Annotated in this window: 12 protein-coding genes; 3 read left to right on the top strand and 9 right to left on the bottom strand. The window is 69.9% G+C overall.

Annotated elements, in window-relative coordinates:
- Positions 1-17 precede the first annotated feature (17 nt).
- Positions 18-2,240 carry a hypothetical protein gene (locus ABD999_RS05620; protein ID WP_271280013.1) on the top strand — a complete coding sequence of 741 codons (2,223 nt, stop codon included), beginning with the start codon at positions 18-20 and terminating at the stop codon, positions 2,238-2,240.
- Between the two features lie 58 nt (positions 2,241-2,298).
- Here the strand turns inward: ABD999_RS05620 and ABD999_RS05615 are convergent, their stop codons facing one another.
- Positions 2,299-3,249 carry an alpha/beta hydrolase gene (locus tag ABD999_RS05615; protein ID WP_271275817.1) on the bottom strand — a complete coding sequence of 317 codons (951 nt, stop codon included), beginning with the start codon at positions 3,247-3,249 and terminating at the stop codon, positions 2,299-2,301.
- 65 nt (positions 3,250-3,314) lie between these two features.
- Positions 3,315-4,952: a flavin-containing monooxygenase gene (locus tag ABD999_RS05610; RefSeq protein WP_271275818.1), complete on the bottom strand. Its 1,638-nt coding sequence runs from the start codon at positions 4,950-4,952 to the stop codon at positions 3,315-3,317.
- Positions 4,953-5,396: 444 nt separating this feature from the next.
- Between ABD999_RS05610 and ABD999_RS05605 the strand changes: the two genes are divergently transcribed.
- The gene (locus ABD999_RS05605) at positions 5,397-6,053 is read left to right on the top strand and encodes a GntR family transcriptional regulator (RefSeq protein WP_148032177.1); all 657 of its coding nucleotides are present in this window, start codon (positions 5,397-5,399) and stop codon (positions 6,051-6,053) included.
- On the opposite strand, the gene ABD999_RS05600 is transcribed toward ABD999_RS05605, so the two are convergent.
- The 7 genes from ABD999_RS05600 to ABD999_RS05570 form a co-directional block, all read right to left on the bottom strand.
- The gene (locus ABD999_RS05600) at positions 6,047-7,234 is read right to left on the bottom strand and encodes a serine hydrolase domain-containing protein (protein WP_271275819.1); all 1,188 of its coding nucleotides are present in this window, start codon (positions 7,232-7,234) and stop codon (positions 6,047-6,049) included. The two genes, ABD999_RS05605 and ABD999_RS05600, sit on opposite strands and share 7 nt — an antisense overlap.
- Before the next feature lie 31 nt (positions 7,235-7,265).
- Positions 7,266-7,643, bottom strand: coding sequence for a hypothetical protein (locus ABD999_RS05595; protein ID WP_271275820.1), 378 nt, complete (start codon positions 7,641-7,643; stop codon positions 7,266-7,268).
- 185 nt (positions 7,644-7,828) lie between these two features.
- Positions 7,829-8,131, bottom strand: a complete 303-nt coding sequence (locus ABD999_RS05590; protein ID WP_271275821.1) for a hypothetical protein — start codon at positions 8,129-8,131, stop codon at positions 7,829-7,831.
- Positions 8,132-8,278: 147 nt separating this feature from the next.
- Positions 8,279-9,229, bottom strand: coding sequence for an alpha/beta hydrolase (locus ABD999_RS05585; protein WP_271275822.1), 951 nt, complete (start codon positions 9,227-9,229; stop codon positions 8,279-8,281).
- 73 nt (positions 9,230-9,302) lie between these two features.
- Entirely contained in the window at positions 9,303-10,445 is a 1,143-nt protein-coding gene (locus tag ABD999_RS05580) for an alpha/beta hydrolase family protein (RefSeq protein ID WP_271275823.1), read from the bottom strand.
- Positions 10,429-11,004, bottom strand: coding sequence for a TetR/AcrR family transcriptional regulator (locus tag ABD999_RS05575; protein ID WP_271275824.1), 576 nt, complete (start codon positions 11,002-11,004; stop codon positions 10,429-10,431). Before ABD999_RS05575 ends, ABD999_RS05580 begins: the two co-directional genes overlap by 17 nt.
- Positions 11,005-11,097: 93 nt before the next feature.
- Positions 11,098-12,030, bottom strand: coding sequence for an HNH endonuclease (locus ABD999_RS05570; protein ID WP_271275825.1), 933 nt, complete (start codon positions 12,028-12,030; stop codon positions 11,098-11,100).
- Between the two features lie 160 nt (positions 12,031-12,190).
- Between ABD999_RS05570 and ABD999_RS05565 the strand changes: the two genes are divergently transcribed.
- Positions 12,191-13,129: a macro domain-containing protein gene (locus ABD999_RS05565; protein WP_271275826.1), complete on the top strand. Its 939-nt coding sequence runs from the start codon at positions 12,191-12,193 to the stop codon at positions 13,127-13,129.
- Positions 13,130-13,132 lie beyond the last annotated feature (3 nt).

The raw sequence follows: 13,132 nt of genomic DNA, 5'->3' as shown, positions 1-13,132 counted from the left end.
GCGATCGCGTACCCGTCGTGACGTCCTTCGGCGAGGCCGCCCTGCTGCGGGCCTGCCGGGCCGGCCAGGTCGTGCGGGCGTCACGCGGGGAAGAGCTCGTCGTCGACGCCGATCTCGTGCGCAAGGTGTGCCGGCGGGACCCGGCGGAGATCGACCCCCGCGGCCTGGTGATCGAGGGGGCCAGGATCACGGGCGGGCTCGACCTGACGGGGATGGCGGTCACCTTCCCGCTCCGTTTCGTCAGGTGCGTGTTCGACGAGCCCCTCGACCTGGACGGCGCCGACCTCCACCTGCTGGCGCTCGACGGCTGCGCGGTCCCCGGCCTGCTGGCCAACGGCCTGCGCGTACGGCGGGACCTGGATTTGTCCAGGTCCCGCATCACCGGCGACCTCCGGACTCCCGCCAGCACCTCGTCAACCGCGGCCGTCTGGCTGTGCGAGTCGGAGATCGGCGGGCGCCTGCTCTGCCTGGACACGCTCATCGAGTCCGAGGGCCGGGCGATCCAGGCGGATCGCATCAGGGTCGGCGGGACGATCCGGCTGCTGCACCGGTTCGAGGCACGCGGCGCGCTGCGGCTGATCGGCGCGCGGGTCGAGGGGTCGCTGGACCTGACCGGCGCCAGCCTCACCCGCCCGCAGCAGGACCTGGCGCTGGACCTGGGGGACGCCGAGATCGGCGGCAGCGTGTTCCTCATCGACGACCAGACCGGCAGACGCCCGCTGGTCCGCGGCCGGATCGACCTCGGCAACACCCGCATCTCCGGACATGTCCTGATCCGTAATGCCACCATCGACCCCACAGGCCCGGTGACCGGCGTCAACTACACCAGCGGCCGCAGCACCGGCACCGCCATCAGCGCCCCCGGGCTCGTCGTCGGCGGACCCCTCGGCATCGAGGGCGAGTGCAGGATCAGCGGCGGCGTGGACCTGAGCATGGGATCCTTCAGCACCATCCAGATCAGCCGCGAGAGCGTCTTCACCGTCCCCGGCGGCCGCGCCCTCGACCTGACCAACGCCGAGCTGCGGTCGAGACTCCTCATCGAGGAGGGCGCGACCGTCGAGGGCACGCTCCGCCTGGCCGGCGCCCACATCCGGGGCGACCTCACGTTGCGGGGCACCCGCTGGAGCCACCCGGAGGAGACCTCCGTCATCTCCGCCCAGGGCGCCGTGATCGACGGCATGGTCAACATGCGGGAGGTGAAGACCGAGGGAGGCCGGCTCGGCTTCCGCGCCGCGACGGTCGGCGGCGTGGTCAACGTCCGCAACGCCCGCTTACACAACCCCGGCGGCCAGGCGCTCTCCCTCGAACAGGCCCTCATCCGGGGCCCGATCCTGCTCAGCGCCGGCTTCACCGCGGACGGCGAGGTCGTGCTCAACCGGTGCGCCGCGGAAGGCCGGCTCGACTGCGACGACGGCACCTTCACCGCCGGCATCAAGGCCGTGTCGGCCACCACGCGCGAGGGCATGCGCCTGCGCTGGGCCGAAGTGCCGCCGCACGTCGACCTGACCGGCGCGGCCACCACGGTCCTCGCCGACGACGTGACCCGCTGGCCGTCCGACACGGCGATCTCCGGCTTCGTCTACGACCGCTTCGACGACGCCTGGGACTGGCGGCAGCGCCGCGACTGGCTCCGGTCCATGACCTCGTACGACGCGAGCCCGTACGAGCAGGCGGCCCGGGTCTTCCGCCAGCACGGCCGCCCGGTCGAAGCCGAGCACCTGCTCATGGAACTGCGCCGCCGGGCGCCCCGGCGCGGCTGGATCAGGGACACCATCGACGCCCTCTACGGCCTCACCGTCGGCTACGGCTACCGCCCCGGACGCGTGCTCTGGCTGCTCGGCGCCCTGCTCGTCCTCGTCTACGCCATGCTGCTCACCCCGGTCGTGCAGGAGACCCTGCGCGCCACCGACCCGCGCGGCAACGTGTACGCGGCGGACGGCCGCCTGGTCACCGTCGAGGCGGCGACCCCGGAGGACGACAGCACCGTCACCGTGTCCCGCCGGGATCCCCGGCCAGGTCCATGCGGTGACGGCCAGGTGCGCTGCTTCGACCCGCTCTTCTACACCGTCGACACCGTCGTCCCGCTCCTGTCCCTGGGCCAGCGGGCGACGTGGTACCCGGAGACGCGCACCGGCGGCGGCTCGCTGGTGTCGGGGCTGCTCAACGTGGCCGGCCTGCTGGGATGGCTGCTGTCCACGGTGGTCGTGCTCTCCTTCGCCAGGCTGGCCAGGCCGGCGTGACGATCGACACAACCGGCGCCGTGGGCGGGAGCCCCGCCCACGGCGCCGGAGCTGTCACTCAGGCCAGGGCCCGCTTGAGCGCCTCGATGCGCCGGGCCCAGATCCGCAGGGATAGCGGGGCCTCGGCGGCGAACGTCTCGGAGGCGTGGTAGCTGCCCGGGTTGACGTGCAGTTCGGTCGGGACGCCCGCCTGCATGAGTCGCTGTGCGAAGGCGATGTCCTCGTCCCGGAAGAGATCGACGGTGCCGACGTCGATGAAGGCCGGCGGGAGGCCGGACAGGTCCTCGGCGCGTGTCGGGGCGGCGTACTGGTCGGCGTCCTTGCCGCCGAGGTACCAGGCCCAGGCTTCGATGTTGCCCGCCCGGTCCCAGATGCCGATGTCGGTGATCTCGTGGCTGGACGGCGTCTCGTTCCGGTCGTCGATCATCGGGTAGATCGGCATCATGAAGGAGATCGCCGGCCCGCCGCGGTCGCGTGCCAGCAGCGCCGTGCCGATGGTCAGCCCGCCGCCGGCGCTGGCGCCGTAGATCGCCAGGCGTTCCGGGTCGATGCCCAGGTCGGCGGCGTTCTTCGCGGTCCACGCCAGGCCGGCGTAGCAGTCCTCGACCGGGGCGGGATGGGGGTGCTCGGGGGCGAGGCGGTACTCGACGGAGACCACGACGGCGCCGACCTGGTCGCAGATCATCGTCGCGTTGGCGTCCTCACCGGCGACGTCGCCGAGGATCATGCCACCGCCATGGATGTAGTAGATGCCGGGCAGGGTGCCGGACGCGTTGACCGGCCGGTAGATCCGCACGGTGATGTCGGGTTCCCCGTCGGGGCCGGGGACGGTCCGGTCCTCCTTGGTGACGTTCGGGTTGTCCGGCACCTCGATCGCGCTCATCATGCCCTGGACGGCGGCTCGGCGCTGGACGATGTCGGGGATGGCGTTGAAGCCGCCGGGCATCATGCCTAGCAGCGCGTCCAGGGGGATGCGGCTTTCCGGGTCTATCAGGTCACGACGGGACATCGAGCCCTCCATGGGGGTCATGAATCCGGTGGTCTGGAGTGGGTGTTCTTGTGGTCCCGGCGGGCTCAGACGGAGAGGGCGAAGCCCTTGTAGCCCTGGGCGGCGATCTCGTCACACGTCTTGCGATACTCGCCGACACCGCCGGCGTAGGGCATGAAGACCTGCGGCTTGCCGGGCACGTTGGCCCCCATATACCAGGAGTTCGCCTTGGGGTAGAGAGTGGCGTCGGCGATCAGGTTGACATGGTCCACCCAGGCGTCCTCGGCTTCCTGGGTGGGCTCGATCGTGGTGAGGCCCTGGTGGTCGAGATACGCGATCGCGTCGGTCACCCAGTCGACGTGCTGCTCGATCGAGACGACCATGTTCGAGAGCACCGACGGGCTGCCCGGACCGGTGATCATGAACAGGTTCGGGTAGCCCGCGGAGCTGATCCCCAGGTACGTGCGAGGGCCGGCGCTCCAGGCCTCGTCGAGCGGCGCCCCGCCCCTGCCCCGGATGTCGACGCTCGTCAGCGCGCCCGTCATCGCGTCGAACCCTGTCGCGTAGACGATCACGTCGAACTCGTACGCCTGGTCCGAGGTGCGGATGCCCCTCTCGGTGATCTCCACGATGGGGGTGCGCCGCAGGTTGACCAGGTGCACGTTCTCCCGGTTGTACGTCTCGTAGTAGCCGGTGTCCAGACAGGGGCGCTTGGTCCCGACGGGATATTCGGGACACAGGTCCGCGGCGGTCCGCGGGTCCTCGACGATCTGGTGGATCTTGCGGTGGATGAACCGCTTGGCCGTGTCGTTGGCCGCCTGGTCGATGCTGAGATCGGCGTAGGCGGTCAGCAGGTTGACCAGGCTGCCGCTCTCCCAGGCCCGCTCGAAGGTGGCGTCGCGCTCCTCGTCGGAGACCTCCAGGGCGGACTTCGTCGGGATCGGCGTGGGGACACCGAACCCCGACTCCTTCTGGGCCTGGCGGAACGTCCGGTAGTTCGCCTTCATGGCGGCGATCTCGTCCGGGCGCAGCCTGCGGTTGCGCGCCGGGAGACTGTAGGCGGGGGTGCGCTGGAAGACGGTGAGCTGCGCGGCCTGCTCGGCGATGACGGGGATCGACTGCACGCCGGAGGACCCCGTACCGATGATCCCGACCCGCAGCCCGGTGAAGTCCACGCCCTCATGCGGCCAGTGCGCGGTGTGGTAGGTGGCCCCCGCGAAGCGATCGAGCCCGGGGATCTCCGGCAGCTTCGAGGCCGACAGGCACCCGGTGGCCATGACGAGGAAGCGGGCGGTGACGGCGTCCCCGTGCTCGGTTCGCACCCGCCAGGTCCGGCCCTGCTCGTCGTACGCGGCGGCGTTCACGCGGGTCCGGAAGAAGATGTCCCGGCGCAGGTCGAACCGGTCGGCGACGTGCCGCGCGTACCGCAGGATCTCCGGCTGGGTGGGGTAGCGCTCCTGCCACTCGTACTCCTGCTCGAGGTCCTCCGAGAACGAGTACGAGTACGCCAGGCTCTCCACGTCCACCCGGGCACCGGGATAGCGGTTCCAGTACCAGGTGCCGCCGACGTCGGTGCCCGCTTCGAAGGCGACCGCGGACAGGTTCATCTCCCGGAGCTTGTGCAGCAGGTACATGCCCGAGAAGCCCGCGCCCACGACGACGACGTCGACGGAGGAGGGCACGGCGCGCGAGGCGGGCTGAGAGTCAGAGGGGGGTGCGGACATGCGTCCTCCTGGGGGGTGGTGGAAAGTGATGCCTCGACAGGTGCCGGGCGGATGCCGTGTGTCCACGGGCGCCGCCCGGCCATGAGGGTGCTCGTCATCGCCCCGCGGTCACGGAGTGATGAGCTCAGGAGGGTGGATCCGGGGGAGGAGGCGGCGGGCCCTGGTGTGGCGCGGCCGCTTCGGTGAACCAGCTGGCCCCTGTTCGCGCGGCACGCCGTGCCGCGAGCGGGGAGGACCCTGCACTTTCGTGATCAGGGGTTGAACATCACGCATGTCATCTGGAAGTAGCTCGAATGTAAAATGCATTCTGCATTCCGTCAACCGTCTCCGGATCCACGAGGTGAGAGCCCGTCCCGACGGGAAACCCGCCGGTGGGGGCCGGACCGGACTGGTCAGGAACTCGTAGGATGGCCGCGTCAGATCCCTCCGAGCGAGAGCGCCGCCATGTCCTTTGCGGTACCGCTGACGCGGAAAGAAGCGGTCCTGCGTCAACTGCGAGACGAGATCATCACCGGACGGTTGAAGCCGGGCGCGGCGATCAAGGACGCGGAGATCGCGGCCCGGCTCGGCGTGAGCATCACCCCGGTACGGGAGGCGGTCACCCAACTCGCCGCCGAAGGTCTGATCGACATCTCGCCCAACCGGACACGGCAGGTCACCCAGGTGACCCAGAAGAGCGCGCTCGAGCTCATCGACGTGATGATGGTGCTGGCCTGCGCGGGTTTCGAGTGGGGCGTCGACAACCTCACCGACGAGCACCTCGCCGCCCTGCGCGGCAAACTCGACGATTTCGCCGAGGGACTGCGCCACGGCAACGCGACGGTCGCCGCCGCCGCGGGAGCCGACTTCAGCACGGTGGTCATCCTGGCGAGCGGCAACCGCGAGCTACAGACCCATGTCGACCTGGTCGTCACGCGCACCCTGCGGGTGCTCGCCCTCACCGCCGAGAGCGAGGTGTGGAACGTGTGGCTGGACGGCTACCGCGAGGTCCTCGAACTCCTCGAACGCGGCGACCGCTCCGGGGCCGCCGGACGCTACCGGCAGATCTACCGTGACTACCGCCGGCGGGTGGAGGCCATGCTGTTCGACGAGGATCACTGACGCTTCGCCGGCGCGGCGATCGCCTGCCTGACGGCGCCGAGCAGGCTCGACGCCCGCGTGTCAGGCACCCCCTCCCGGACGCGGTTCATCACGTACCCGAACGCCAGCCCGCTCTCCGGGTCGGCGAAGCCGATCGAGCCGCCCATGCCGCCGAAGCCGAACGCGGCAGGGGAGTACCAGTACGCGTCCGGGGTGGGCAGGCCGAAGCCCGTGCCGATGCGGACGGGCACGCGCAGGACGCGGTCGACGCCGGCGACCTGTTCCGCGGTCGCGGCGGCGAGGGTGGCGGGGGCGAGGACGCGGTGCCCGTCCACGTCGCCGATGAGGGCGGCGTAGAAGCGGGCCAGGGCGCGGGCGGTGCAGATGCCGTTGGTGGCGGGGATCTCGGCGGCCTGCTCCGCCGGGTCGTTGTGGTCCAGCGAGGGCTGGACGAGGGTCATCGCGCGTACGGTCAGCGACTCCGGATCGGCGTAGGCGGCCATCACCTCGCGCATGGGCTCCGGGATGGAGTCCAGGTCGATCGCGGCGGGGTCGAAGCCGCCCGGATCGGTGAGGATGCGGCTGACCCGGTGGTGCTCGGACGGCGGCAGGCCGATCCACAGGTCCAGGCCGAGCGGCGCGGCGATCTCCTCGGCGAGGAACGCGCCGACGCTCCGGCCGCTCACCCTGCGGACGACCTCGCCGACGAGCCATCCGTACGTGAGCGCGTGGTATCCGTGCCGGGTGCCCGGCTCCCAGTACGGACGCTGGGCCGCCAGCGCCTTCACCACGGGTTCCCAGGCGATCACCTCGGCCGGGGTCACCGGCTGGTCGAGAGCGGGCAGACCGGCCTGGTGGGTGAGCAGCCACCGGACCGGGACGCGCTCCTTGCCGCCCGCCGCGAACTCGGGCCAGTAACGGGCCACGGGAGCGTCGAGATCGAGCTCACCGCGCTGGGCCAGCAGGAGCGCGCAGGTCGCCGTGACCGCCTTGGTGGTGGAGTAGACGACCTGAAGGGTGTCGCGCTCCCATCGGCGGCCGGTCCCGGGGTCGGCGATCCCGCCCCACAGATCGACGACCTGGCGTCCGTGCAGGTACACGCTGACCGCCGCGCCGATCTCCTGCCCGGAGGCCAGGTTGGCCGCGAACGCGTCACGTACCGCTTCGAACCCCGGTGCGGTCAGCCCACTGATTTCGGGCATGCGTCATCCCTTTCCAGTCCGTGGAAGAAGGTCAGCGGCGGAATTTCTCGACGAGCCAGGCGCACAGCTCCGGCTCGCTCATCTCGGGGAACTCCGCCGCGAACGTGGCCAGTGCGCGGAGCGCCTCGTCGCGGTCCAGGCCGCGGGCCATCGCCGCCTTGAGATACTCCTGACGTGCGGCGGTGGGACGCCCGCCACCGGACCCGCGCCCCGGCAGCCCCGCACGCCATCGGCGGATCTCCTCCAGCCGATCGGCCCGCCAGCCCGGCGTCTCGTCGACTTCGACGTCCGGCTCGGGGAACGCGTGCTCGGAGCCCGCCGGATAACGCGTGCGCCACTTGTGCACGGCGTGCCGGCTCACTCCCAGGGCCTCGGCGACGCCGAGGACACCGAGGTAGCGCTCGGTCATGGGCGCACCAGCTCGTCCTCTCCGGCCTCCTTCGCGGATCTCCAGTATTACCACGTCCGGCGCCCCGTCCTTCGAGGCGCCGGAAACATTGTCTCTATTGAAGACGATGTTGGCAACCCGTCGTTCACATGCCGAGGGGCCGCCCGTTCCCCCTTCGGAGACGGACGGCCCCTTCCGCGCGGTCGTCAGCAGATGTCCGCGCCGTCGAAGTTGCGCGGGCCCCGCGCGACCTTGGAGGAGATGGTCCGGCCCGGATCGACGGTGGAGCAGTCGCCGTCGGTGCCGCGCGCCCACTTGATCTTCAGTCGTAGTCGGTAGCGGCAGTCGTTGCGGGCGTAACCCGTCTTGGTGACGATGCCCTTGGTCTGCCAGACGGCCACGCACGAGGGTGCGTTGCCCGCCGGAACCGCGGCCGCGGCGGGCGTCGCGAGAGTGAGGAGGCATCCGGCGGCGGTGCAGGCGAGGAAGGTGCTCTTGAGGAGGCGCACGGGGTCCCTTTCGATTGGAGAGATGGAACCCTTCGATTTGTAGTTGACTGATTACTTTAAGTCAACATGTGAATCATTATCTGGAGGCCACCTTGCATGACGCCGCCGCGCGGCTTCCGTACCGGCGGCGGCGCCGCGGGCGATTCGTCAGGCGAGGGCCCTGCGGAGGGCGTCGATCCGCTGGTCCCAGATGCGCCGGGAAAGGGCGGCGTCCGGGGCGAAGTTCTCCGAGGCGTGGTAGCTGCCCGGGTTGACGTGCAGTTCGGTCGGGACGCCCGCCTGCATGAGTCGCTGCGCGAAGGCGATGTCCTCGTCCCGGAACAGGTCGACGGTGCCGACGTCGATGAAGGCCGGCGGCAGGCCGGCCAGGTCCTCGGCGCGCGTCGGGGCGGCGTACTGGTCGGCGTCCTTGCCGCCGAGGTACCAGGCCCAGGCCTCGATGTTGCCCGCCCGGTCCCAGATGCCGACGTCGGTGATCTCGTGGCTGGACGGCGTCTCGTTCCGGTCGTCGATCATCGGGTAGATCGGCATCATGAACGTGATCGCGGGTCCGCCGCGGTCACGTGCCAGCAGCGCCGTGCCGATGGCCAGCCCGCCGCCGGCGCTGCCGCCGTAGAGGGCCAGCCGCGCGGGGTCCAGGCCCAGGTCGGCGGCGTTCTTCACGGTCCACGCCAGGCCGGCGTAGCAGTCCTCGACCGGCGCGGGATGCGGATGCTCGGGGGCCAGCCGGTACTCGACGGAGACCACGACGGCGCCGACCCGGTCACAGATCATCGTGGCGGTGGCGTCCTCTCCGGCGATGTCGCCGAGGATCATGCCGCCACCATGGATGTAGTAGACGCCGGGCAGCTGCCCCGCCGCGTCGGCCGGGCGGTAGATCCGCACGGCGATGTCAGGCTCGCCGTCGGGGCCGGGGATGGTCCGGTCCTCCTTGACGACGTTCGGGTTGTCGGGCACCTCCATGGCGCCCAGCAGGCCTGAGACGACGGCCCGGCGCTGGACGATGTCGGGGATGGTGTTGAAGCCGCCGGGCAGCATGTCGAGCAGCGCGTCCAGCGGGCCACGGCTCTCGGGGTCTATCAGGTCGCGGGGGGTCATCACGGCCTCCAGGGTTCCGATGGTGGATTCAGCGTGCTGGCATGGAGGCTCCAGTTCAAGGGGGCGGCCGCCGTCAGGGAACGGCCCCGGCGTGCGCGGTCAGGAAGTCGCGGACGAGCCGGTCGTACCTCGGCCGGTCGACGTTCCACGCCTCGGTGTGGTCACCGCCGGGGAACTCCTCGTACCGGATGTCCCAGCCCAGACGCGGCCCGGCGGCGGCGAGCTCCCGGGAGGAGCCCACCGGGACCTCGGTGTCGTCGTCCGTGTGGATCAGCAGGAGCGGAGGCCTGACGGCGGGCGGATGACGGATCAGGTGAAGGGCGTCCTGGTCGACGCCGATCCGCCATTCCACCACCCGGCTGGAGAACCATCCGGCGAAGGCGGGCATACCGAACCGGGCGGCGTTCCACTCGCTCACGCGCTCCAGATCGTACGGGGGCGCGTCCATGATGACCGCGGAGACGAGGTCCGCCAGCGGCGATCGCGCCAGGAACTGGCCGGCCACGACGCCTCCCATGGACGTGCCGTAGAGGACGACGCGCCGCGCCCCCAGGCCCCGCGCCGTGCGGACGGCCGCCTCCAGGTCCCGCCACTCCGTGTCGCCCAGATGGATCAGCCCGTCTGGGGAGGCCGGGGCGCCCTCGTCGTTGCGGTAGGTGATGGCCAGGAACGGCATGCCGAGCCGGTGCACGACGGGAAGCACCTTCTGGACGGCCTTGCGCCTGGCGTTCTGGCCGTGGACGGCGACGAACCAGGTGGTGCCGTCGCCGGGGACGTGCCAGGCGGGCGCCGGACCGAGCTCGGTCGGCACCGTGATCTCGGAGTAGTCCAGGCCCCACGCCACCTCCGGATCCCCGGGAGGGGCCACGTTGAGGCTGCCGGAGGTGCCGATGGACGGGACCGCGCCGTCCAGCACCGCGCGGGTCACCTTGCCGCCGCCCCGTGACGTCACCTCGCCGAGCATGGTGCCGGCGCCGCTCCATTCCAGCCAGTACGTGCCGGGCTTGCGCGTCGCCGGCGTGTCGGCCAGGGTCACGGTACGGTCGCCGGAGGCCAGCACCATGACGTCTCCCGCCCCCCAGCGCCGCACCTTGATCGCCTGGTCGCTCCCGAACCAGGCGCTGTAACCCAGCCCGGCGACCAGGACCGCCAGGGCAACACCGGCCGCGATCCACGCCCGCCGTCTCCAGCGGCGCGGCCTACGCTCGGACGCCATCGAGGACCCTCCTCGTCGCACGCGTGCACAGAGCCCGGAACTCGTCCTCGGCCAGCCCGATACGGCCGCCGAGATAGAGCTGCACCAGGCCCTGGGCGGTGGCCGTCACCGTCATCGCGACCTCCAGCGGATCGTCCGGGCGCAGCAGGCCGGCCCGCATGCCCTCCTCGGCCAAGGTGACGATCTTCGTGAACGACGGTGAGGCGCCGTCCCTGAAGCCGTCAGGGAACCGCCGCGCCCGTTCACGCCGATCGGTGATGAGGAAGCGGTACAGGTGCGGCGACCCGAGGGCGAAGTCGAGAAAGTCGTCCAGCAGGCCCAGCGCACGCGCTTCCCAGTCACCGTCGCGTCCACCCCAGCCCGCCCCGAGCTCACGGAGAGCGCGATCGGCCACGGCGGCCAGGAGCGCCTCACGGTTCGGATAGTGCTTGTAGATCGCCATGGCGGTGATGCCTACGGCGTCAGCCACCCGGCGCATGGTCACGGCCTCGACGCCCTCGGTCTCGAGGATGGCGCGCGCGGCCTCGGCGACCCTGTCGGCCGTCTTCGCCACTGACATGTGTACAACGTATACCCGGAAGGTTTACCGCGTATACCTCATGCGACGCTTCAGGGGCCTGTGTCCCTCAAGATCGGAGGCTGGGTCGGACCGTCAGCGAAGGAAGACCTCGTCCAGATGCCACTCCAGGGCTTCCCACTGCGGCCGGTCCGGCCGCTGGCGAGGGAGGGCGATCTGGTGCCCGGCCCGCTCGTAGAACTGGCGGCCATTGCCGAACTCCTCGCGCAATCGAGGGCTGACCAGCAGCTTGTACGACGGATCGACGGCGAGGTAGCCGCGGTCGTACAAGGTGTGCACGTCGGAGCGGAGCAGCAGTCCGTTGTCGAGCCGGTGTTCGCCGCCTCGGTGGACGGGCCGGATGTGCGCGGCCTGCAGAACGGGACGGATCTTGTCGCCGGTGATGGCGCAGCGCCGGTCGTAGGCGTCCAGGACCACGGCCTTGAACGCCTGCTGGCCGAGTCGTTGCGGCACCAGGCGGGGATCGCCGAACACCGGGCCGCCGAGATGCCACGGCTCGCTCAGGTCGATCTCCACATGGCCGCCGAGGAGCCGGGTGACGACGTCGTGGAAGAACCGGGCGTCCGGATGGGTGGCGAGATCGTACCCCTTGCCCTGGACGATGTTGGCGGCGAACGCCGGGGGAGGGCCGGCGTCGGCGTCGAGAGGGAAGAAGCAGGTGTCCCGAAGTAAGACGCAGCCGATCACGGGGTCGTCAGCTGGCGAGATCGGTTCTCTTCGATAGTGGCCGACTCGGGCATGCATCTCATGGAGGGTGGAGGCGCCGTTGGCCTCGCCGAAGATCTCCCAGGCTTCGGAGACGCGCAGCTTGACGAAACGGGCGAAGAAGCCGCCGCCGACTACCCGGTTGTGTGGGTGGTGGGTTTTGAACAGGAACGGCTCGCCCGGCCGGAGGACCTTGAACTCGCCCTTTCCCGAGGGCCGCCAGAAGTTCGCCTCGGTCAGGGCGGGGCGTGCCGCGAGGAAGCGATACCAGTCACCGTCGGTGACTCCGACGTACGCCTTCACGGGCCGATTGTGCACCGAGATGATCTGTCCGCGCCAGTGGGTGCCGGCGAGAGAGTAGCTGATCGGAGACGTCCAGGAGTGATTTTCCTAAGTGACGCTCCAGCCGGCTGATGTACGATCCAGGCCAGAAACGCAGGTGACAGCCAAGGATGCCAGCCCTATGCAAGGCATGATCGAAGCGTTAGTCCAGGTCAGGTTCCAGGTCATCGCTCTGGCGATCGGCACTCTATTTCTTCTTGTCTCTTTCTTTCAGGTCAAGGATATCGCCAAGCTGGATATAGTCCCGCTCGCGGCTCCGGTCTATCCGGTGGCCTTGGTGGGGTTGGGACTCGTTGTACTCGCGGCCGTCAGCACCTTGCAAACTCCCGCCATGGCCTTTCCCGTGCCTGCCAAGCGTCGAATAAGAATCACCTCGGACGCTGACTCCGTCAGTACGCGCATCGGTGAGAATGAACTGTCCATCAGGCTCGGCCGCATAGAAGAGATCGCCGGCGACCCGTCGTGCGCTCTGATCGTCCTGCCCGCCAACGAGTACTTCAACGGCACGTGCCTGAGTGACACCAGAAGCGCCGCGGGGGCCTTCGTCCATGCCCACTACAGGGGGCGCGTCGCCGATCTGGAGCGGGCCATCGCCGAGAGTCTGGCTGGTATGCCTGCCCAGATCGTCAAGATCAACGGCAAGGAGACCCGCAGCTACAGGCTGGGGACGGCGGCCTACATCGACCGACCCCTGGAAGGGAACTTTCACCTGCTGGTTGCTGCCGCCACCACCGAACGGGAGGGCGAGGGGCTACGGGCGGATCCGGTGGCGCTGGCTCTGATCGCTCGCAGGGCGAGCACCGTGGCCCGCGACCGTCGTCTGTCCACCGTGTATCTTCCTCTACTCGGTGCCGGGCACGGCTCGATCAAGCCCACCCGTGCACTCCTTGCCCAGCTGCTCGCCTGGTCGGAGATTCTTTACGCTGACGCTTACCGAAGAATCGGCATCAACGTGGTCGTCTTCCGTGCTGACGACAAGAGTCCTCCCCAAGTCTCCCTCCGGGAGGCGGCACATCTCCTCAGAATCGCTGTAAGCGTCTGCGAGCCGACATCAACGTGAAGA

The sequence above is a fragment of the Nonomuraea ferruginea genome, assembly GCF_039540635.1.
GTDB lineage: Bacteria > Actinomycetota > Actinomycetes > Streptosporangiales > Streptosporangiaceae > Nonomuraea > Nonomuraea ferruginea.
The sequence above is the reverse complement of the archived record's forward strand: the minus strand, read 5'-3'. Positions and strand labels throughout refer to the sequence as shown.